At 75.1% G+C, this 19,202-nt stretch carries 18 protein-coding genes; 8 read left to right on the top strand and 10 right to left on the bottom strand.

The genetic code is table 11. The features are described from left to right. Window positions 1-83 precede the first annotated feature (83 nt). A complete protein-coding gene (locus tag ACFY00_RS35835; RefSeq protein WP_388037806.1) occupies window positions 84-368 on the top strand; it encodes a hypothetical protein in 285 nt (94 codons plus the stop codon). Window positions 369-372: 4 nt separating this feature from the next. On the opposite strand, the gene ACFY00_RS35840 is transcribed toward ACFY00_RS35835, so the two are convergent. Next, window positions 373-1,602, bottom strand: coding sequence for a glutathionylspermidine synthase family protein (locus ACFY00_RS35840; RefSeq protein WP_388037808.1), 1,230 nt, complete (start codon window positions 1,600-1,602; stop codon window positions 373-375). Window positions 1,603-1,607: 5 nt separating this feature from the next. Beyond that, on the bottom strand, window positions 1,608-1,946 hold the full coding sequence (locus ACFY00_RS35845; RefSeq protein WP_388037811.1) for a hypothetical protein: 339 nt from the start codon (window positions 1,944-1,946) through the stop codon (window positions 1,608-1,610). Between the two features lie 146 nt (window positions 1,947-2,092). On the opposite strand from ACFY00_RS35845, the gene ACFY00_RS35850 reads away from it, so the two are divergent. Next, a complete protein-coding gene (locus tag ACFY00_RS35850; protein ID WP_388037814.1) occupies window positions 2,093-2,515 on the top strand; it encodes a DUF350 domain-containing protein in 423 nt (140 codons plus the stop codon). A 45-nt stretch (window positions 2,516-2,560) separates the two neighbouring features. On the opposite strand, the gene ACFY00_RS35855 is transcribed toward ACFY00_RS35850, so the two are convergent. The 3 genes from ACFY00_RS35855 to ACFY00_RS35865 form a co-directional block, all read right to left on the bottom strand. Further along, the gene (locus ACFY00_RS35855; protein WP_388037816.1) at window positions 2,561-3,691 is read right to left on the bottom strand and encodes a homoserine O-acetyltransferase; all 1,131 of its coding nucleotides are present in this window, start codon (window positions 3,689-3,691) and stop codon (window positions 2,561-2,563) included. A gap of 20 nt (window positions 3,692-3,711) precedes the next feature. Next, entirely contained in the window at window positions 3,712-5,034 is a 1,323-nt protein-coding gene (locus tag ACFY00_RS35860; protein ID WP_388037819.1) for a bifunctional o-acetylhomoserine/o-acetylserine sulfhydrylase, read from the bottom strand. Between the two features lie 350 nt (window positions 5,035-5,384). Further along, window positions 5,385-6,269 (bottom strand): LysR family transcriptional regulator, encoded by an 885-nt coding sequence (locus ACFY00_RS35865; RefSeq protein ID WP_388037822.1) that lies wholly within the window; start codon window positions 6,267-6,269, stop codon window positions 5,385-5,387. Between the two features lie 81 nt (window positions 6,270-6,350). On the opposite strand from ACFY00_RS35865, the gene ACFY00_RS35870 reads away from it, so the two are divergent. Continuing rightward, a complete protein-coding gene (locus ACFY00_RS35870) occupies window positions 6,351-7,316 on the top strand; it encodes an EamA family transporter (protein WP_388037825.1) in 966 nt (321 codons plus the stop codon). A 56-nt stretch (window positions 7,317-7,372) separates the two neighbouring features. On the opposite strand, the gene ACFY00_RS35875 is transcribed toward ACFY00_RS35870, so the two are convergent. Continuing rightward, window positions 7,373-8,419 (bottom strand): NlpC/P60 family protein, encoded by a 1,047-nt coding sequence (locus ACFY00_RS35875; RefSeq protein ID WP_388037827.1) that lies wholly within the window; start codon window positions 8,417-8,419, stop codon window positions 7,373-7,375. Between the two features lie 281 nt (window positions 8,420-8,700). Here ACFY00_RS35875 and ACFY00_RS35880 point away from each other — a divergent pair, with 281 nt between their 5' ends. The 3 genes from ACFY00_RS35880 to ACFY00_RS35890 all read left to right on the top strand — a co-directional run bounded on the left by ACFY00_RS35880 (window position 8,701) and on the right by ACFY00_RS35890 (window position 12,238). Further along, complete coding sequence (locus tag ACFY00_RS35880; RefSeq protein WP_388037830.1) at window positions 8,701-9,504, top strand: GNAT family N-acetyltransferase; 804 nt, start codon at window positions 8,701-8,703, stop codon at window positions 9,502-9,504. Window positions 9,505-9,675: 171 nt separating this feature from the next. Then, window positions 9,676-10,545, top strand: coding sequence for a DUF4253 domain-containing protein (locus tag ACFY00_RS35885; protein ID WP_388037832.1), 870 nt, complete (start codon window positions 9,676-9,678; stop codon window positions 10,543-10,545). 235 nt (window positions 10,546-10,780) lie between these two features. Further along, window positions 10,781-12,238: an oxygenase MpaB family protein gene (locus ACFY00_RS35890; RefSeq protein ID WP_388037835.1), complete on the top strand. Its 1,458-nt coding sequence runs from the start codon at window positions 10,781-10,783 to the stop codon at window positions 12,236-12,238. A 177-nt stretch (window positions 12,239-12,415) separates the two neighbouring features. On the opposite strand, the gene ACFY00_RS35895 is transcribed toward ACFY00_RS35890, so the two are convergent. The 3 genes from ACFY00_RS35895 to ACFY00_RS35905 all read right to left on the bottom strand — a co-directional run bounded on the left by ACFY00_RS35895 (window position 12,416) and on the right by ACFY00_RS35905 (window position 17,132). Beyond that, window positions 12,416-14,974 (bottom strand): FtsX-like permease family protein, encoded by a 2,559-nt coding sequence (locus ACFY00_RS35895; protein WP_388037837.1) that lies wholly within the window; start codon window positions 14,972-14,974, stop codon window positions 12,416-12,418. 76 nt (window positions 14,975-15,050) lie between these two features. Continuing rightward, a complete protein-coding gene (locus ACFY00_RS35900; protein WP_388037840.1) occupies window positions 15,051-15,875 on the bottom strand; it encodes an ABC transporter ATP-binding protein in 825 nt (274 codons plus the stop codon). A gap of 180 nt (window positions 15,876-16,055) precedes the next feature. Next, the gene (locus tag ACFY00_RS35905) at window positions 16,056-17,132 is read right to left on the bottom strand and encodes a hypothetical protein (protein WP_388037842.1); all 1,077 of its coding nucleotides are present in this window, start codon (window positions 17,130-17,132) and stop codon (window positions 16,056-16,058) included. A 109-nt stretch (window positions 17,133-17,241) separates the two neighbouring features. Here ACFY00_RS35905 and ACFY00_RS35910 point away from each other — a divergent pair, with 109 nt between their 5' ends. Continuing rightward, complete coding sequence (locus ACFY00_RS35910) at window positions 17,242-17,592, top strand: 5-carboxymethyl-2-hydroxymuconate Delta-isomerase (protein WP_388037844.1); 351 nt, start codon at window positions 17,242-17,244, stop codon at window positions 17,590-17,592. A 239-nt stretch (window positions 17,593-17,831) separates the two neighbouring features. Here the strand turns inward: ACFY00_RS35910 and ACFY00_RS35915 are convergent, their stop codons facing one another. Then, on the bottom strand, window positions 17,832-18,377 hold the full coding sequence (locus ACFY00_RS35915; protein ID WP_388037847.1) for a hypothetical protein: 546 nt from the start codon (window positions 18,375-18,377) through the stop codon (window positions 17,832-17,834). A 191-nt stretch (window positions 18,378-18,568) separates the two neighbouring features. Here ACFY00_RS35915 and ACFY00_RS35920 point away from each other — a divergent pair, with 191 nt between their 5' ends. Then, the gene (locus ACFY00_RS35920) at window positions 18,569-19,036 is read left to right on the top strand and encodes a hypothetical protein (protein ID WP_388037849.1); all 468 of its coding nucleotides are present in this window, start codon (window positions 18,569-18,571) and stop codon (window positions 19,034-19,036) included. Window positions 19,037-19,202 lie beyond the last annotated feature (166 nt).

A 19,202-nucleotide genomic window follows, 5' to 3' on the forward strand; every position in this document is an offset into this window, starting at 1 on the left:
TGTTCGCTCCGCGGCGGCGGGGGTTTGCTTGGGGTGTTCCCGATGACGGCCGCCAGTCGGCCCCGGCCGCCCAGGAGGTTTCGATGACCCGCCGTGAACTCTTCCGCCGTTACGCCGCCGAGCACTTCACCGCCCCGGACGGGTCGGCCGACGGCCGGGCCCGCTGCCGGGGGCGGGTGGAGCGGCAGACCAGCCGCGCCCGGCTGGCCTCGCTGGCGCGGATCGCCCCCCGCTACCCGGTGCCGACGGCGAGCGGTGCGGCGCCCGGCCGGCGCCGGGGCCCGGAACCGCTGCCCGCGGACGGCCCGGCCGTCCGGATCCCGCAGCAGCGGTCGTACGGGGACGGCCCGACCTCCCCGGCGGGCTGAGGGTTCAGCGGATCAGGTGGGGCAGGAAGCGGGCGCCCTGGTGGGTGATGGGGCTGTCGTCCGTCTCGCGGATGCCCAGGCCGGCGGACTCGCCGTCGACGACCCAGGTGCCGAGGACGGGGCGGTTGCCGTCGAAGTCGGGCAGCGGGTGGTACTGCTGGTAGCAGTAGCCCTCGGCACCGTAGCGGTCGGGGTCGCCGGCCCAGTCGGCGAGCCGGGTCCGGCTGCCGTCGGGTTCGACGATGCGGATGCCGGCGCCCTCCCGGCCGAGCAGCGGCTTGGCCGCGTAGCCGGGGCCGTCGGGGCCGGCGAGTTCGCGCGGGCCGTCGAGGTAGGCGGGCAGCAGGTTGGGGTGGCCCGGGTTGAGCTCCCACAGGACGGCGAGCAGGGCCTTGTTGGAGAGCAGCATCTTCCAGGCGGGCTCGATCCACAGCGTGGAGCCGGTGCTGCCGCCGAGGTCGATGACGTCCAGCAGGTGGTCGGCGAACTCGTCGTCGACCAGCCACTCCCAGGGGTAGAGCTTGAACGCGGAGCGGATGAAGCGGTGCTCCAGGTCGACGAAGCGGCCGGACAGTTCGTCCCAGCCGATGTCCTCCATCGCGATGCCGACGGTCCGCAGGCCGGCCTGTTCGGCGCACTCCTGCAGGTAGAGGGTGGTGAGCCAGTCCTCGCCCTCGGTGTCGCCGCGGGAGTGGGCGAAGTGGACCGGGCCGGGCGGCAGGAGGTGCTTCTGGCGCGCCCAGGAACCGACCAGCCGCTCGTGCAGGGAGTTCCACTGGTCGGCCTCGGGGAAGCGCTCCTCCATCCAGAACCACTGCGGCCCGGCGGCCTCGATCAGCGAGGTCGGGGTGTCGGCGTTGTACTCGAAGAGCTTGGCCGGTCCGGTGCCGTCGTAGGCGAGGTCGAAGCGGCCGTACACGCTGGGCTGTTCGTCGCGGCGCCGCCAGGACTCGGCGACGACCGCGGCCAGGCGCGGGTCGGTGATGCCGAAGTCGGCGAACCGGCCGGTGCGCACCACGTGCTCGGCGGCGGCCAGCGAGAGCGCGTGGAGCTCCTCGACGACCTCCTCCAGGGCCTCGACCTCGGGCAGCGAGAACTCGTAGTAGGCGCTCTCGTCCCAGTAGGCGTGCGGGCCGCCCTGGTTGCACGGGTCGGAGCACATCGCGTACACGAGGCCCTGGGACTCGACGGTGGCCAGCCAGTCGGGGCGCGGGGCGAGGGTGTGGCGGCGCACGGGGATCAGCCCCCGCCCGAGCCGCTGCCGCTGCCCTTGGGGCAGCCGAAGCCGCCGCGCTTGGCGGCCGACTTGCTGAAGGTGCCGCCGCCGGCGGTGGTGGTGCCGTGGCCGCAGTAGTACCACTGGCCCGCGCCCGAGCCGCCCGCCGAGCAGGAGTGCGCGTCGAGGACCTTGAGGGTGCTCGGGTCGACGCAGCGGCTGGGCGTCCTGGTGGACGAGGAGCAGCCGGAGAGGGTCAGGGCGAGGGTGCCGACCATCCCCAGGGCGACGAAGCCCGAGCGGCGGCGGGAACCCGGCCTCGACCGGTCCGGTTCGGTGGCGGGGGGAGGCGGCGGTGTCATGGCGGATCATCGTACGCGGGCCGCCGCATGATAGGGGAGGTGCTCCGGAAAACTGACGGGACGCCAGGGGCATGGGATATGTTTTGCCGATCCTTGACCACGGTTGCGGCCGGCGCGGCCGTCCGACCCCCCCGGAGTGCCCGCAGATGAACGACATGCTCCACGGCCTCGGCGCGGCCGCGGTCTACGGCCTGGTCGGCCTGCTCCTGCTGCTGCTCGGCTACCTGCTGATCGACGTCCTCACGCCGGGCGAGCTCGGGCGGCTGATCTGGGCCGAGGGCAACCGCAACGCGGCCGTGCTGCTCAGTTCGGCGCTGCTCGGGGTCGGCGGCATCGTGTACACCGCGATCCGCTACACCTACGAGGACTTCGGCAAGGGCCTGCTGTCCACCCTGTGCTTCGGCGTCCTCGGCCTGCTGCTGATGGCGCTCGCGTTCTGGCTGCTCGACCTGCTCACCCCCGGACGGCTCGGCGCGATCCTGGTCTCCACCGAGCCGCACCCGGCGGTGTGGGTGTCGGCCAGCTGCAACCTGGCCGCCGCCGCGGTCGTGGCCGCCTCGATCGCCTGACGTCCCGGGGCCGGAGGGGCGGCCCGGGCCGCAGGGGCGGTCCGGTCAGCGGCGCGCGGTCGGCAGCAGTTCGGCGAGCAGCGGTGCCACCTGCGCGGTCTCCAGCAGGAACCCGTCGTGGCCGTACGGCGAGGAGAGCACCCGCAGCGCGTCGGCGTCCGGCAGCAGGGCGGCCAGTTCGGCCTGCTGCCCGGGCGGGTACAGCCGGTCGGAGTCGACCGCGGCGACCAGCGCCGGGACGGCAGCCCGGCGCAGTGCCGCGGCGGTGCCGCCCCGGCCGCGGCCGAGGTCGTGCGCGTTCATGGCCTCGTTGAGGACGACGTAGCTGCCCGCGTCGAAGCGGTGGGCGAGCTTCGCGGCGTGGTGGTCGAGGTACGACTCGACGGCGAACCGCCCGCCCCGCCACGGGTCCTCGCCGCGCTGCGGGGCGCGGCCGAAGCGGGCGCCGAGTTCGGGCTCGCTGCGGTAGGTGATCTGGGCCAGGCGGCGGGCCAGGCCCAGGCCCCGGTGCGGGCCGCGGCCCGGCGGCAGGTGGTGGTAGTCGCCGCCGTGCCACCCCGGGTCCGCGCGGATCGCGTGCAACTGCGCGGAGGCGTGCGCGATCTGCTCGGCCGAGGCGGCCGCCGCGGTGGCCAGCACCAGCAGCGCCCCGACCCGCCGCGGGTGGGCCACCGCCCACTCCAGCGCCCGCATCCCGCCCATCGACCCGCCGACCACCAGCGCCCAGCGCTCGATCCCGAGGGCGTCGGCCAGCAGCACCTCGGCGGCGACCTGGTCGCGCTGGGTGAGGAACGGGAATCTGCTGCCCCAGGGCCGCCCGTCCGGCGCGGCCGAGGACGGCCCGGTGGAGCCCTGGCAGCCGCCGAGCACGTTCGGCGCGACCACGAACCAGCGGTCGGTGTCCAGCGCCCGCCCCGGCCCGACCAGCTCCCCCCACCAGCCCGCCGTCGGGTGCCCCGGCCCGGCCGGACCGGTGAGGTGGCTGTCGCCGGTCAGCGCGTGCAGCACCAGCACCGCGTTGGCACCGTCCGGACGCGGCGTGCCCCAGGTCTGGTACGCCAGCCGGGCCCCGGGCAGGACGCCGCCCGCCTCCAGGGCGAGCGGTCCGGGCAGCGCGAACCAGCGCCGCCCGCCGACCGGGTCGCCGTCCCGCCAGGCCCCGGAGGCGGGCGGCACGGCGACCCGGGCCGGGCCGTTCAGGACGACGCGCCCTTCGCCGAGCGGAACCCCGCCTCCAGGTCGGCCCGCAGGTCCGTGACGCTCTCCAGCCCGACCGACAGCCGCACCAGGCCCGGCGCCGTCCCGGTCGCGACCAACTGCTCGGCGTCCAGCTGGCTGTGCGTGGTCGAGGCGGGGTGGATCACCAGGCTGCGGACGTCCCCGATGTTGGCGAGGTGGCTGAACAGCTCCAGCCCGTCGACGAACCGCCGCCCCGCCTCCACGCCGTCGCGCAGCTCGAAGGAGAGCACCGCGCCCGCGCCGCGCGGCAGGTAGCGCTGCGCCGCGGCGTACCAGCGGCTGGAGGGCAGCCCCGGGTAGTGGACGGCCGCGACCTCGTCGCGCTGCTCCAGCCAGCGGGCCAGCTCCAGGGCGTTCGCGGTGTGCCGCTCCAGCCGCAGCGACAGCGTCTCCACGCCCTGCAGCAGCAGGAACGCCGAGTGCGGGGAGAGCGCGGGCCCGAGGTCGCGCAGCAGTTGCACCCGCAGCTTGGCGGCGAACGCGCCCGGGCCGAGGGCGTCCCAGAAGCGCAGGCCGTGGTAGCTCGGGTCGGGCTCGTTGAATCCGGGGAAGCGCTCCGGGTGCGCGCCGAAGTCGAAGCCGCCGCCGTCCACGACCACGCCGCCGATGGTGGTGCCGTGCCCGCCGAGGAACTTGGTGGCCGAGTGCACCACGACGTCCGCGCCGTGCTCCAGCGGACGCAGCAGGTACGGGGTCGGCACGGTGTTGTCGACGATCAGCGGCACCCCGGCGGCGTGCGCCACGTCCGCGACGCCGCGCACGTCCAGCACGTTGCCGCGCGGGTTGCCCAGCGACTCCGCGAACAGCGCCTTGGTGTTCGGACGGATCGCCGCCCGCCACGCGTCCAGGTCGTCCGGGTCCTCGACGAAGCTCACCTCGACGCCGAACCGCGGCAGCGTGTGCCGCAGCAGGTTGTACGTGCCGCCGTACAGCGAGGCCGAGGAGACCAGGTGGTCGCCGGCCTGGGCCACCGTCAGCAGCGCCAGCGTCTCGGCGGCCTGCCCGGAGGCCAGCGCGACCGCCGCCACGCCGCCCTCCAGCGAGGCCAGGCGCTGCTCCAGCACGTCGGTGGTCGGGTTGTGGATGCGGGTGTAGATGTTGCCCGGCTCGGCGAGCGCGAACAGGTCCGCGGCGTGCGCGGTGTCCCGGAAGGCGAACGAGGTGGTCTGGTAGATCGGCACCGCCCGCGCCCCGGTCGCCGGGTCGGGCTGCGCGCCCGCGTGGATCTGCCGGGTCTCGAACGACCAGCCGGGAACGGCTGCGGGGCTCTGCTCGGACATGCTGCTCCTGTACGGGGTCACGGGCGCGACGCGGGCACGGCGGAGCCGCCGCTCGGACGCGGGAGGGCAGGGGAGGGGCGCCGTCGACGGGCCTGCGCGGCCCGGGCGCCTTCCGCACCGGCGGCGCCGCTGCGCCGCCGGACGGTCACGGCGTCAGGTAAGCACAGGCCGCGAACGCCCCGCCAGCGGATCGCGGAAGCGGAAACCGGAGGAAACGGGGCGCAATGTCCCGTCGACCTGACGGGTCATCATCTGATGATCTGACTTGGCCAGTTGGCGGGCGGCGGGCCAGTTGGCGGGCGGCGCTGCCGGTCGGCGGGCGGTGGTCCGCTCGGTGGGCGGGGGCCGGTTCAGAGCGGGTCGGCGTCCGGGATGCCGAGCAGGGCGAGGAACGCCGCGGTGGCCGGGGAGGGCCCGGTGCGCGGCCAGACCACCGTCTCGATCCGGGTCGGCGCGTCGGTGACCTCGACGACGGCGATGCCGGTGAGCTGCGGGACGTACGCGGCGGGCAGCATCGCCACCGCCAGGCCGGGGCCGACCAGCCGGGGGATGTAGGAGGCCTCGTCCACCTCGAAGGCCACGTCGCGCACCAGCCCGGCGGCGGCGAACGCCAGGTCGGTCTGGGCCCGGCCCGCGGTGCCCGCCGGAAGGTCGACGAAGGGTTCGGCGGCCAGTTCGCGCAGCGGCACCCGCTCCCGGGAGGCCAGCGGGTGGTCGGGGGCGACCGCGGCGACCAGGCGGCCGCGGGCCAGTTCGCGGGCCGTGACGCCCTCCGGCCGGAACGTGGTGGGCAGCCCCAGGAAGGCGACGTCCAGGGCGCCTTGGCGGACCTGCTCGACCAGGTCCTTGCTGGCGCCCACCCGCAGGCTGATCCGCACCTGCGGGTGGCGGCCGCGGAACTCGCGCAGCCCGACCGGGATGTCCACCGCGGTGACCGTCGAGATCAGCCCGACCGCCAACCGCCCGCGCACCTCGCCGACCGCCGCCGCGACCTCGGCCGCCGCCCGCTCGGCCGCCTCCAGGCACTGCCGGGCGGGCGGCAGGAAGGCCTCCCCGGCCGCGGTCAGCCGGACCCGGCGGCTGGTGCGCTCGAACAGGCGGGCTCCCAGCTCCTGTTCGAGCCGGGCGACCTGGTGGCTGAGCGCCGACTGCACGACCAGGCAGCGCTCGGCGGCCCTGGTGAAGCTCAGCGTCTCGGCCACCGCGAGGACGTAGCGCAGTTGCTGGAGTTCCATGTGATCCATCATGGAACGAGATTGATGAGCTGACAAACATGTGTTGGACTCATCGATCGAGCCGGGACCAGACTGCTGCACATGACAGCGAACACCGGCACCGACCCGTCCGTCAGCCCGCTCGACACCCGTACCCCGTCCGCCGGTTCGCCCAGCGGCGGCAGCGGTAGCAGCGGTGGGGGCACCCTCGCCCGCACGGCGCTCACCGCGCTCGCCCCGATGGTCTGGGGCACCACCTACGTGGTCACCACCGAACTGCTGCCCCCCGGCCACCCGATGTTCGCCGCCCTGCTGCGCGCCCTGCCCGCCGGACTGATCGCCCTGGCCCTCACCCGGACGCTGCCGCGCGGCAGTTGGTGGGGCAAGGCCGCCGCGCTCGGCGTGCTGAACATCGGACTGTTCCTCCCGCTGCTGTTCACCGCCGCCGAGCGCCTCCCCGGCGGCGTGGCCGCCACCCTCGGCGCCGCCCAGCCGATGGTCGTCGCCCTGCTGGCCGTCCCGGTGCTCCGCCAGCGGCTGTCCGCCCGGCGGCTCGGCTGGGGGCTGGTGGGCGTGCTCGGCGTCGGGCTGGTGGTGATCGGCCCGTCCGCCGCACTGGACGCCGTCGGCGTGGCCGCCGGGCTGGGCGGCGCCGCCACCATGGCCCTGGGCGTCACGCTCACCAAGCGCTGGGGCCGTCCCGAGGGCGTCGGCCCGCTCGCGTTCACCGGCTGGCAGCTCACCGCGGGCGGCCTGTTCCTGCTCCCCGCCACCTTCCTGTTCGAGGGCGCGCCCCCCGCGGTCGACGGCCGGGCCGCGCTCGGCTACCTGTGGCTCGGCCTGGTCGGTGGGCTGCTCACGTACGCGCTCTGGTTCCAGGGCATCGGCCGCCTCCCCGTCACCAGCGTCGCGGTGCTGGGCCTGCTGTCGCCGCTGGTCGCGGCGGTGCTCGGCGCGCTGCTGCTGGACCAGACCCTCGGCGCGGTGCAACTGCTGGGCTTCGCGCTGGCACTGGCGTCGATCGTGGCCGGCCAACTGCCCGAGCGCGGCCGGGCCGCCCGGGGCTGAGAAGGCGTGAGCGCCCGGGCAACCGCCCGGGCGCTCACGGCCGACCGGGTCAGGGGTCAGACCCGGCGGATGGTGCTGATCGTCAGGGCGTCGACCGCCATGGTGCGGACCGGGGCGCCGGGCTTCGGCGCGTGCACCACGGTGCCGTTGCCGATGTACATGGCGACGTGGTCCTGGGCGCCGTGCACGCTGTAGATCACCAGGTCGCCGGGCTGGGCGTTGTGCCAGTCGCGGCCCACGCCGCTGCCGACGCCGGCCTGCTCCTGGGAGGTGCGCGGCAGGTGGACGCCCGCCTGCGCGTACGCGTACACCATCAGCCCGGAGCAGTCGAAGTTGTTCGGCCCCTCCGCACCCCAGACGTACATCTTGCCGCGCTGGGCGAGCGCCACGTTCACGGCGGTCTGGGCGGCGGCGCTGCCGGCCTTCGGGAGCGAGCCGATGTCCACCCGGTCCGAACCGCGCGAGGCGGTGCCCCCCTCGTCCGCGAGGATCGCGGCGCGGTCGGTGGCGCTGAGCTGGTTGAGCAGCCGGCGCGACTCGGCGAGCTTGGACTGCACCTGGCTCTTGGTGTCGTTCAGCGTCCGGGTCTCGCCGTCCAGTTCGGCCAGCACCGCGGTGGCCTCCTGCTTCTGCTGGTCCAGACGGCGCTGCTGGTCCTTGAGCGCCCGGAGGACGTCGCTCTGGGTGCTGGCGGCCTGGTCGAAGGAGGACGCCTTGGCGAGGTACTGGTCCGGGTCGGAGGAGAGCATCAGCTGCATCGACGGGTCGACGCCGCCCTGCCGGTACTCGTCGGCGGCCACCACCGCGAGCCCGGAGGCCAGTTCGGTCAGCTGCTCCTGGCTGCGGGCCACCTGGTCCTGCAACTGGCCGGCCTGCCGACGCAACTGGTCGGCCCGCTCCTGGGCGCCGTTGTACTTCTCGGTGGCCTGCTCCATCTCCTCGGACAGCTTGTCGACCTGCGCCTTGACCTCGTCCTTGGACGGCTGGGCGGGCGCCGCGTGGGCACCGGCCTGGGCCGACAGGGCGACCGCGGTCGCGGCGGCACCCGTGAGGACGGCCACCCGGGCGCGACTCGGCTGCTTGGGACGGCGGTGGGAGGCCATCGACGCTCCTTCTTCGGGACGGACTTACTCGTTCGAGTGATCGACCGAATATGCGTTTGACGCCAGACCGTAATGAAATACCGCCGTCGCGTCCACTTCCGCACCCTCGAACCCTCCTGCGGGAGGGCCTCGTTGAGGGCGCGTCAACGGGGAAGGGGGTCGGCGCACAGGCCGCCGTGCGGGCCGCCGTGCGGGCCTCGGGCCACCTCGGCCGGTTCCACCGGCGGCGCTCCGACCACCCCGGTCCGGGCAGGAGCTGAGCCCTCGCGCAGAATGAATCCGTGTTCGAACTGACCGTGGAGGAAGAACTCCGCACCGCCACCGACGACGACAGCGTGCTCGTCTGGGCCGCCCAGGGCCTCACCGGCGGCGCCCGGGCCTGGACGTCCGGCCGGGCCGTCGCCGTCGCCTCCCCCGCGCTCTCCGGCCGCGACCGGATCGCCGTCCGCGGCCCCGTCGCGGAACTGCTGCCGCTGCTGGACGAGGTGATGTCCCTCGTCGGCCCGAGCTACCGTCCGTTCGGCGACGCCGAACTGCTCGCCGAACTCTGCGACCGCCACGACGGCCTGGAGGCGCTCGGACGCTTCGGCTGGATGCAGCGCACCGCGACCGGACTGCCGCCGCTCGACACCGACGTGAGCGGGAGCGGGAGCGGGGGCACGGGCGGGCGGCCGGTGGCGCACTGGCTGGCCCCCGGTGAGCTGGACGAGGCCGCCGACCTGATCGACCGCCACTTCCCCGCCTCGCACGCCCACCCGCACCGGCCGGGCGTCCGGGCCTGGGCGGGCGTCCGCGACGAGACGGGACGGCTCACCGCCCTCGCCGCCGACGCCTGGCCCGCGCCGACCGTCGGCCTGCTCGCCGGGGTCGTCAGCGACCCCGTGCACGGGCGCGGACGCGGGCACGCGGCGGCGGCCTGCCGACTGGCACTCGGCGGGATCCTCGGGCGCTCCCCGCGCGCGGCGCTGATGGTGGACGCCTGGAACGGACCGGCGATCGGGCTCTACCGGCGGCTCGGCCTCGACCACCGGCAGTTGGCCGCGGCCGCGCAGCGCACGGCGGACGGGGCGGCACGGAGTCGCTGACCTGGACGGACGGGCGGTGGATCCGGCCGCTCGGGGCGCGGGTGCTGCGGGTGGTTCCGCGGTGCGTGCCGGTGCGGGCGCCGTGGGGTGGCGCGGGTGCTGCGGGCGGCGCGGCGTGGCATGGCGGTGTGCGTGGCCGGGATCGTCATGGGCGGTCGATAGCGTGTTCGCATGACCGATGCCGAGCGCGAGCTGCGCCGTCTGATGCCCAGCGGCGATCCGAGTGCCGTGGCCGATCTGCTGCCGACCGGACGACTGGTCGGCACCGAGGAGGACGGGGAGGGGGCGGCGCCCGTGCTCTGGATGAGCGACGGGCCCGCGCCGCTCGGGCTGTGGGAGGAACTGCACCGCGCGCACCCGCGCAGCGGGCTGTGGCCGCTGCTGCTCGCGCCGCTGCGGGCGGGGGACGAGGAGTTCCGCCCCTGGGGGACGGGCGAGCTCAGCAGGCTCTACGCCGGGGAGCCCGACTGGTACGACCCGGCCGCCCTGCTGCGCACCGGGTGGGAGTACTCCACCGGCGTGGAGACCGAGGGGGAGGCGCTCGACCCGGAGGAGCTGTCCGAACTCGGCCGGTCCGTCGCGCCGTTCCTGGACGGCTGGCCCGGCCTCGCGCCCGCCACCGCCCCCGCTGCCGGACCGGCCGGAGACCCGGACGAGGCGGCCCGGGCGCTGGCCCGGCACCTGCTCGCGGGCGACGCGCAGGTGCGGATCGGCCTGGTCGCGGCGGGCAGCGGTGCCGAGGCGCTGACCGTCTGCGGGTGGTCCGGACCGGCCAACCACGAGGAGGACATCGCCAAGGTGTCCGCCGTCCTGCTGGACTGGGAGCGCCGCTACGGCACCCGGCTGGTGCGGGTCGGCTTCGCGGAGCTGGAGCTGAGCGTGGCCGCCCCGCCCGGCGACGAACGGACCGCGCTCCGGGTCGCCGCCGAGCACTTCGCGTTCTGCCCCGACAACGTCTTCCAGGGCACGCGCACGGGCACGCTCACCGAGTACGCGTCCGGGCTGGTCGGGGCGGCGCAGTGGTCCTTCTGGTGGGACTGACCGGCCCCCGCGGTCGGGCGGTTCCCCGAAGTACGGCGGTGGGTGGTGGAGGGGGCGTCAACTCCGTTTGACCCCGGCCCGCTCGCGCGAGTGAAGAATCGCACAAAGATTCGCTCTGGCGGGTGGTTTGGCTTCCGTGCAGCACAGTTCCGGTCCTGACGGCTCTTAGGGTTGCCGACGAGACGAGGAACGAAGCCGTGCAGAACGGGCCGAACTGCCCAGGGGGGAGCCAGTCATGGCGGAAACGACCAGGACGAACGCCGGAGCCGCCGGTGCTGCCGACGCCACCGGAGGGGCGGTGCGGGCCGGAGCCGGTTCGATGCTGCGCCGCACCCTGGGCGAGCAGCGGATCGCGCTGGTCGCCTGGCGGCTGCTGGTCCTGCAGAACGCGCACCCGGCGGTCGCCGCCGGGGTCAGTCAACTCTCCACCTACCGCAACCATCCGTGGCGACGGATCGAGCACACCATGGACAGCGGCCGCCGCCTGTTCTTCTCCGACCAGGAGGCCCTGCGCCGGGAGGTCCAACGACTCGAACGCAGCCACCGCCGGATCGCCGGGACGGACGACCGGGGCCGTCCCTACACCGCGCTCGACCCCGCCGTGCGGGTCTGGGTGCTGGTGACCTTGTACGAAGCGATGACCGCCCTCCGGGCCCTCTCCGGCCGCCCGCTGCGCCCGGCCCAACTCGACCGGCTCTACCGGGAGTTCCGCGAGGTCTGCGCAGCCTTCGACCTCCCCGACGAGCTGTTCCCGCCCACCGCCGCCGACGTGCCCGGATACATCAGCGCCACCATCCGGGACACCCTGGAACTCACCGGAGCCGCCCAGGACATGCTGTACACCGTCCTGACCCGCGCGCCGGCTCCGCGCCGCCTCGGCCGACTGCGCCCGGCCTGGCCGCTGCTGCGCCGACTCGTCGCCCGCTTCCTCACCGCGCTGACCCTGGCCGACCTGCCGGCGGAGTTCCGTGCCAAGTTCGGCCTGCCGCGCAGCCGCAGCGCGGCCCTGCTCTCCTGGGTCGTCCACCACGGGGCCCGGGCGGTGGCGGTGCAGCTGCCCGACCGGCTGCGGTACCGCACCCTGCCGAGCGGGGCCCGGGCCCGATCGCAGCAGGCCGGCGCGCCACGCCGGGCGCGGACGGCTCGACCGCGCCGGGACAACCGGCCGGGGCGGATCGCCGCGTTCTACCGGCAGGTGATGGACCAGACCGGGGACGGACGGCTGACCTCCGCCGACTTCGCGGCGATGGCGCACAACGTCTGCTGGCCGCTGGAGCTCGACCAGGCGGGCGAGTCCGCCGTGTACGCCGCCTTCGACGATTGGTGGCACCACCTGCTCGCCAGTACGGACACCGACGGCGACGGGGCGATCTCCTGCGAGGAGTTCGTCGCCGCGATGCTCGCGGGCATCGACCGCGACCCCGGCTACCTCGACCGGGGCCTGCTCCCGGCCGTCCGGGCCATGTTCCACGCCGCCGACCTCGACCGCAGCGGGCTGCTGGACGCCGAGGAGTACCGCACCCTGTTCGGCGGATCCCGCGTCCACCCGGCCGAACTGACCCACGGCTTCCGCCAGTTGGACGCCGACGGGGACGGGCAGATCACCGAGGAGGAGTTCGTGCGGGGATTCACCGAGTTCTTCACCGCCCGGACGGAGGGCGTCGCCGGTACGCAACTGCTCGGCCGACCATGACGACGTGACCCCGGGAACCGGTCCGTCGCCCCACGGGGGGGGAACGCCCTGTGCGTTCAGTTCCTTGACAACTCCACAGTGCACGCGGGGCGGCCGGAGCAGCGAGGGCCGACGTGCCGCGGGCCACCCTCCCGGAAGCTCCCGGGAGGGTGGCCCGTGACGGGGATGCCAGTGGGGTCAGTGGGAGGGGGTGGTGGGGCGGGAGCGGAGGAGGGCGCGGCCCGGGAGGGCGGTGGCGGTCAGGCAGAGCAGGGCTGCTCCGGCGGCGAGCGGGAGGGCCGTACCGAGGGGTACGTGGGGGGAGGCGGAGGTGAGGGCGCGAGTGAGCGGGGTGAGGGTGGCCCAGGCGATGGCGGCGCCGGTGGCCAGGCCGATGGCGGCGATCAGCAGGGCCTCCCAGCGGAGCATCGCGCGGACCTGGCGGCGGGTGGTGCCCGCGAGCCGCAGCAGGGCGATCTCGCGGCGGCGGTCCAGCACCGTCATCACCAGGGTGTTGGCGGCGGTCAGCGCCGCGAAACCGGCCAGCACGGCGGCCATCACGTTGTTGGCCCAGCCGCTCAGCTCGCGCTGCCGGTCGGCCTGCGCCGCGTAGCCCTGGCGGTCCGCCACCGAGAGGCCGCCGGGGGCGAGTGCGGAGAGGGCCTCGGCGGTGGCCGCCCGGTCCGCGCCGGGGGCCTCCGCGACCAGGAGCCGGGCCGGATAGGGGGAGGTGCTGTGTGCGGCGACGGTGCCACCGGGGAGGATCGCCTCGCCGAGGCCGAGGCCCCGGCTGTAGGTGGCCACCACCGTCGGCTCGACCTCGGTGCCGTCGCCGAGCCGAAGCGGGGCGCGCTGGCCGACCCGGACGCCGAGGCTGTCGGCGAGCGTGGCGTCCAGGGCGACCGTGTCCGCCGAACGGGACAGGTCGGCCAGTGACCCGGACTCGACGCCCAGGTCCAGCACCGACGGCAGGGCCGCCGGATCGCCGTCCACGCCCAGGGCGGTGGCCGTCGCCAGCACGCCGCCGGACTGCTGGTACACCAGCCCGGTCGGCCGCAGGCCGACCGCCGCCGTCACGCCGGGGAGGCGCCCGGCCCGTTCCACCGTGTCCGCGGGCAGGCCCGGGCGGCCGACGGCCGCGGTCACCACCTGATCGGCCGTCAGGCCCTGGCGGACCTGCTCGGCGGCGGTGTGCTGCAGGCTCGACTGGAGGAACACCAAGGTGCCGCAGAAGGCCGTCACCATCACGATCGGGACGGTCGCCGAAGCCAGCCGACGGGAGGAGGCCCGGGCGTTGTCGGCGGCCAGCGAAGCCGGCGCCCCGCCCGCCCGCAGCAGCGCGCCGAACAGGCCCACCGCCCCGCGCACCAACCACGGGCCCAGCAGCGCCACCGCGACCAGGAAGCACAGCACCACGCCCAGCGCGGTGTTCGCGGCCGTCTCCCCGGTCAGGCGGGCCGCGGCGACCGCCAACGCCACCGCACCCGCGGTGAACACCGCGCCCGCCACCGTCCGGGCCCGGCCGGGGCGGCCCGGTCCCGCGTTCGCCTCGCCGAGGGCCTGGGAAGGCCGCATCCGGGCACTGCGCCGGGCCGCGAACCAGCCGGCCGCCAGTGCCGTCGCCGTGCACGCCAGGACGGCGGCCAGCACCGGCAGCGGGCCGACACCGAGCACCACGTCCGACGGCACCGCCCCGCGGGCGACCAACTCGCCGAACCACCAACGGGCCAGCGCCAGACCGGGCAGCACGCCGACCGCGGCGGCCACCGGTGCCACCAGCACCGCCTCCGCGGCGATCGAGCGGCGGATCTGGCGGGGCGTCGCCCCGATGGTGCGCAGCAGCGCGAACTCGCGGGCCCGCTGGCCCGTCGCCAGCGCGACCGTGCTGACCACGACGAACACCGCCGTCATGGTCGCGATCCCGCCGAAGGAGGCGCCGATCCCCGTCAGCATCGCCTTCGCCTCGTGCAACGCGGGCTGCTCGACCGCGCCGCGCTGCTGGCCGGTCGACACCTGGGCCTGCCCGGCCAGCGCGTGGCGCAACTCGTCCGCCAGGGCCCGCGGGTCGGTGCCCGGGGCAGGCCGCACCGCGACCGCGTCGATCCGGCCGGGGTGCCCGGAGACCCGGTCCGCGGTGCGGTCGGAGAACCAGGCGGTGGGCGAGCCGGGCAGTGTCTCGGCCAGGCCGGAGATCCGGTAGGCAGCGCTGCCGGTGGGCGTGGTCAGGGTGAGGGTGTCACCGGGGGAGAGGTGCGCGGCCCGGGCGCTGGCGGTGTCCAGCACCAGCTCGCCATCGGCGGGAGCCCGGCCCGCGGCCAGCCGCTCGCCCGGGGCGATGCCCAGCGCACCCCAGCCCCGGCCGGTGAGCCCGGGCCCGTCGGGGAGGACGGACGGGTCGGACAGGCGGGTGTCGGTGGCCGAGACGGGGAACGCGGAGTCCGGCAGGGCCTGGGCGACCCCGGGCCGGGCCGCCACGGTGGCGGTCAACCCCGCGTCCAGCCTGGCCTGTTCGGGCAGCGGCTGGGTGATCGTCTCGCGGTCCTCGCCGCGGCCGACGGTCACCTCGACCTGCTGGTCGGCCGCGACCACCACCGGCACCTCGGCGTACCGCGAGGGCGGCACGCTCGCCGTCAGGCCGGTCTGCAGCAGCACGCCGCAGGCCGTCACGACGGCGGACGCGAACAGCAGGGCGAGGAAGGTGCCCGCGAAGGACGCGGGGCGGAAGCGTACGGCGGCGCGGGCCAGTCCGTTGCTCATGCGGTCGGCTCCGTGGTGCGATCGGCGGTGGTGGGGCGGAAGGCGGCGGGGAAGGGGCTGCCGGGGTGGTGGCGGGTCATGCGGCGGCCGTCGCGGGGGAGGCGGAGAGGGCGAGCATGCGGTCGGAGACGGTGCGCGGGTCGGGGTGGCGGACCTCGTCGGCGATGGTGCCACCGGCCAGGAAGACCGCGCGGTCGGCGTAGGAGGCGGCGACCGGGTCGTGCGTGACCATCACGACGGTCGCGCCCAGGCCGTCCACCGCGTCCCGCAGCAGGCCGAGGACCTCGCGGGCGCTGCTGGTGTCGAGCGCGCCGGTCGGCTCGTCCGCGAAGATCACGTCGGGGCTGGTGACCAGCGCGCGGGCCAGCGCGACGCGCTGCTGCTGTCCGCCGGAGAGCTGGCCGGGGCGGCGCGCGGCGTGCTCGCCGAGACCGACCCGGGACAGCAGCTCGTGGGCCCGGGCGCGGTCCTGCCGCTGACCCGCCAGGCGCTGCGGGAGCAGCACGTTCTGGAGGACCGTCAAGGACGGCAGCAGGTTGAAGGACTGGAAGACGAAGCCGATCCGGGTGCGTCGCAACTTGGTCAGCCGGTCCTCGCTCAGCGAGCTGATCTCCCGGCCGGCCAGCAGCACCTGGCCGGAGTCCGGCCGGTCGAGGCCCGCGGCGCACTGCAGGAAGGTGCTCTTGCCGGAGCCGGACGGTCCCATCACGGCCGTGAAGGTGCCCGCCGCGAGCACCAGGTCGATGCCGCCGAGCGCGTGCACCGCGCCCGCGCCGCGCCCGTAACTGCGGTGCACCCCGCGGAGTTCCACGGCGGGCACCCCGGTGGCGGGTAGGGCGGGCCCGGGGGCGGCGGACGGGGCGGGCCGGCCGGAGGTGGAACGGTGCGGGCGGGGCGACATGGTGGAGCCTTCCTCGGAGACGGCACCCCGGCGGTCTTGCTCAGGGGCACCGTCAACGCTAGGAAACTCGCAGGTCACCCACCATGGAGGCGGCCGGTGGCCGCATGGTGGGGTTACCCCCACCCCCGCCGGTGCGGCCAGCCCCCGACCGCACCGGTCTGACCGGCAAGCCGCTCCCGGTCAGACCGGCTTCGCGGCGGGCGCCGGCAGCTGGTTGGTGGCCGCCAGCACCTCACCGCGGAGCTGCGTTCCCAGGACGCGGCGCAGTTCGCCGATCTCGGAGTCGGCGATCGACACCGTGAGGGTGTAGGAGGCGGGTCCGTTGACGGTGTGCTCGGCATCGGTCGGCAGGGACAGTCCGGCGGCCACGGCCTGCTCGTCGACCCCCGGGCAGAGGGCGGCGGCCGGCAGCACCACGTGGGCGGAGGTGCCCCGCTCGGTGACCAGCCAGCCCTGCCCGTCGGGGGTGTGCCCGGCGCCCTCCACCGTGCTGGGCAGCCCGTAAGCGGCGGCCACCACGCCGCCCGGTCCCTCGATCTCGACCGCGACGCCCTCGTTCCCCAACGGAGCGGAGAGCGCCAGCGGGGTGCCGGAGCCGGAGCCGGAGCCGAGCTCCAGGTCGAACAGGAACTCGCCGGGCTTGCCGCCCCCCGACTGCCGGTGGCCGTAGGAGGCGAAGCGCAGCCAGGGACCGGTGGACCCCTCGACGGGGAGCGGGTCGGCGACCGTCGGGAAGTGGTGGTAGCCGTGCTGCCCGCACTTGCTCCCGGCGAACGTGCCGCCGCCCGGGAGCGCCCGGTCGGCGGTGGGGCGGGGGCTGCCCGGCAGGGTGCCCGGGGAGCCGGGGGCCGCGATCTGCGGGGTGTGCGCCCGGTTCGGGCCGAACAGCAGCCCGCCCACCACCAGCAGGACGATCAGCGCACCGAGCACGGCCGTCCAGCGCTCGCCCCGGCTGAGGGCGCCGAACGCTGGCGCCGCGAACCCCCGGTCGCCCCGCCGCCGACGCAGCCCGCGCAGACGGGGGAACCGTCCGGGGCGCGTGGCCGAACGCCTCCCGCGGGTCCGGCCCGGGCCGTCGAGGGACCAGCGGCGGCCGCCCGGATCGACCGGGGGTTCGCGGCGCCAGCGTTCGGCGAGCATCCGGGCCCGGGCGGACGGCTCGTTCACGGTGGCGGAGCGGACGAAGTCCTCGTCCAGGACCAGCCCTTCAAAAGGGTCCGGGGGTTCGAGGGCATCGGGCTGGGGGCGGTCGGGCATTGCGCCAGTATGCCCGCCGGGAGTGTCGTCGCGGGACTATGTTCTGGATCACGGACGCGGAGATCCGGGAAGGCCCCGGTGGGCCCGTCGTCCGGGAGGGGCGACCGCCGTGCCGCAGATCCTGATCGACCACTCGCCGGGCCTGGACTTCGACGTGCTGGGCTTCGCCAAGGAGGTGCACCAGCTGATCCCCGAGGTCATCGGGGCCAGAACGGACGACTGCAAGACGCTGGTGCGCCCGGCCGTGCAGCACCTGGTCGGTGACGGGGCCTCGACGGACGCCGTGGTGTTCGTGGAGATCAAGATCCTGGCCGGTCGCCGAGCCGAGGCCAGGAGCGCGCTGACCGCCCGGGTGACCGACCTGCTGCGCGGGTACGTCCGGGTGCCGGCCGAGTTCTGCGTGGAGGTCACCGAACTCGACCGGGACACCTACGTGTTCGTCCACCACCCCGGGCGGTGAGGGCGGCCCGGCGGGCCCGGCTGCTCGGATCGCGCTGCCGGGCCCGCCGGTTCACCGATCCACCGATCCACCGGGCTGCTGGTCCCCGGTCTCCGGTTGGTTTCGTCAGGCTGGGGACCGCGGGGAAGAATCGTTTCGGCTCGGCAGAAGGGGTCGGGCGGAGCGGGGGAGTGTGGGGTCGGGCCCGGACGCCCGCCGGGGTGGCGGCGGGAGCCGGGCCGGGCCCCGTCGGCGGGGCGTCACAGCCCGGGGGTGGATTCGTCGAAGAGCAGGCAGCGGGCCCGGTTGTTCAGGTCGACGGTGCGTCCGGAGACCACCTGGCGGCCCTGTTGGTCCACCTCCCGCGCGGTGTGGTGGAGGCCCTTGGCCCTGCTCAGGTCGGGGACGCGCGCGGTGCGTTCCGGGTAGCCGCTGTCCGGGAGGAAGATCAGGTACTCCCAGTCGCGGGCCGGGTTGTGGACCGTTGAGCAGGTGTTCGGGGAGAGCCGGATGGTGACGAAGTCCTTGTCGTTGGCCACCGCGGAGCGTCCGAAGCCGAGCACCCCCGTGCGGGTCAGGTCCAGCCGCGGGGTGCTGGTGCCGCGCTTCTCCTGCTGGAACACCCAGATCCGGCCGGTCTCCTGTTCGTTGTAGTTCTCGTGCTCGTAGAGGCAGAACGCGTCACCCGGGCAGGCCGCGACGCCGTGTCCGCGCACCAGGTGGGCGCCGGAGCGCTGGACGGGGGCCGCACCCGCCGGGCCCGCGGCGGCCAGGAGGAGGAGCCCGACCGATGCGCAAGTGATCATCTTTTCCATGCCCCGCCCAACGAGACCTGGACGGGCCGGGTACGCGGGGGCCCGTCTTTCGTGACGTTCCGTCACTCGGGCGGCGGCTTTCTGTACTCAGCGTCACGGTCTGGTGTTGAAGCGTCGCGCCGGCGCTGCGGATTTCACCCGATGAACAGGTGAGCGAGTGATTGGTGGAGGATCCTTGCGGGATGCTGCTGACCTGGATCGCCGAAGTGGCGGACGAACCGCTCGTGTTCGACCCCGACCACCCGTTGGAGGAGTGGGAGACCAACACCTGGTGGCTCGGCCCGGACGACGGCCCGGCCCCGTCGGTCGCCGAGGTGGTGGCGGCGTTCCGGGCCACCGCGGACGGGATCCGGCGGCGCACCGCGGAGATGCCCTACGACGGGCCCGCCACCTTCTACGTCTGGCACGACGTGCAGGCCGGTCAACTGCGCTGCTCCACCGGTTCGGTAGGTCCGGACCAGTTGCCCTTCGGTGGCCCGTACTACCCGACGGAGGAACTGGAGCCGATCGTCGAGGGGTACCTGGCCGACGAGGATCCGGGCGTCGTGCGCTGGGAGGAACTGCAGGAGGTCGACGACCGGGCCGGGTGGAGCGAGCCGGAGCCGGAGCCGCAGCCGTTCCCGGTCTGGGTCGCCGCGGTCGGGGCGTAAACCGGGAACGGGTCCGGGCGCGGGGCGGGCTTGCTTGTGCCGCTGCTCGAGGCGTGTCTATGTTGAGCGGGAGTTCGACCGTTCGGCAGGATGCAAGAAGAGGTGCAGCGGCACGATGTGTGGCCCCCGCCCGGCAGTGTGGCACGGGAGCGGAAGCGGTACGACC

The organism is Kitasatospora sp. NPDC001540 (assembly GCF_042894345.1).
GTDB lineage: Bacteria > Actinomycetota > Actinomycetes > Streptomycetales > Streptomycetaceae > Kitasatospora > Kitasatospora phosalacinea_C.

Excerpts from the sequence above, each read along its gene's own strand:
- ACFY00_RS35835 (WP_388037806.1), top strand. The coding sequence starts at position 84 with ATGACCCGCCGTGAACTCTTCCGCCGTTACGCCGCCGAGCACTTCACC.
- ACFY00_RS35845 (WP_388037811.1), bottom strand. The coding sequence starts at position 1,946 with ATGACACCGCCGCCTCCCCCCGCCACCGAACCGGACCGGTCGAGGCCG.
- ACFY00_RS35850 (WP_388037814.1), top strand. The coding sequence starts at position 2,093 with ATGAACGACATGCTCCACGGCCTCGGCGCGGCCGCGGTCTACGGCCTG.
- ACFY00_RS35860 (WP_388037819.1), bottom strand. The coding sequence starts at position 5,034 with ATGTCCGAGCAGAGCCCCGCAGCCGTTCCCGGCTGGTCGTTCGAGACC.
- ACFY00_RS35865 (WP_388037822.1), bottom strand. The coding sequence starts at position 6,269 with ATGGAACTCCAGCAACTGCGCTACGTCCTCGCGGTGGCCGAGACGCTG.
- ACFY00_RS35870 (WP_388037825.1), top strand. The coding sequence starts at position 6,351 with ATGACAGCGAACACCGGCACCGACCCGTCCGTCAGCCCGCTCGACACC.
- ACFY00_RS35875 (WP_388037827.1), bottom strand. The coding sequence starts at position 8,419 with ATGGCCTCCCACCGCCGTCCCAAGCAGCCGAGTCGCGCCCGGGTGGCC.
- ACFY00_RS35885 (WP_388037832.1), top strand. The coding sequence starts at position 9,676 with ATGACCGATGCCGAGCGCGAGCTGCGCCGTCTGATGCCCAGCGGCGAT.
- ACFY00_RS35890 (WP_388037835.1), top strand. The coding sequence starts at position 10,781 with ATGGCGGAAACGACCAGGACGAACGCCGGAGCCGCCGGTGCTGCCGAC.
- ACFY00_RS35895 (WP_388037837.1), bottom strand. The coding sequence starts at position 14,974 with ATGAGCAACGGACTGGCCCGCGCCGCCGTACGCTTCCGCCCCGCGTCC.
- ACFY00_RS35900 (WP_388037840.1), bottom strand. The coding sequence starts at position 15,875 with ATGTCGCCCCGCCCGCACCGTTCCACCTCCGGCCGGCCCGCCCCGTCC.
- ACFY00_RS35905 (WP_388037842.1), bottom strand. The coding sequence starts at position 17,132 with ATGCCCGACCGCCCCCAGCCCGATGCCCTCGAACCCCCGGACCCTTTT.
- ACFY00_RS35915 (WP_388037847.1), bottom strand. The coding sequence starts at position 18,377 with ATGATCACTTGCGCATCGGTCGGGCTCCTCCTCCTGGCCGCCGCGGGC.
- ACFY00_RS35920 (WP_388037849.1), top strand. The coding sequence starts at position 18,569 with ATGCTGCTGACCTGGATCGCCGAAGTGGCGGACGAACCGCTCGTGTTC.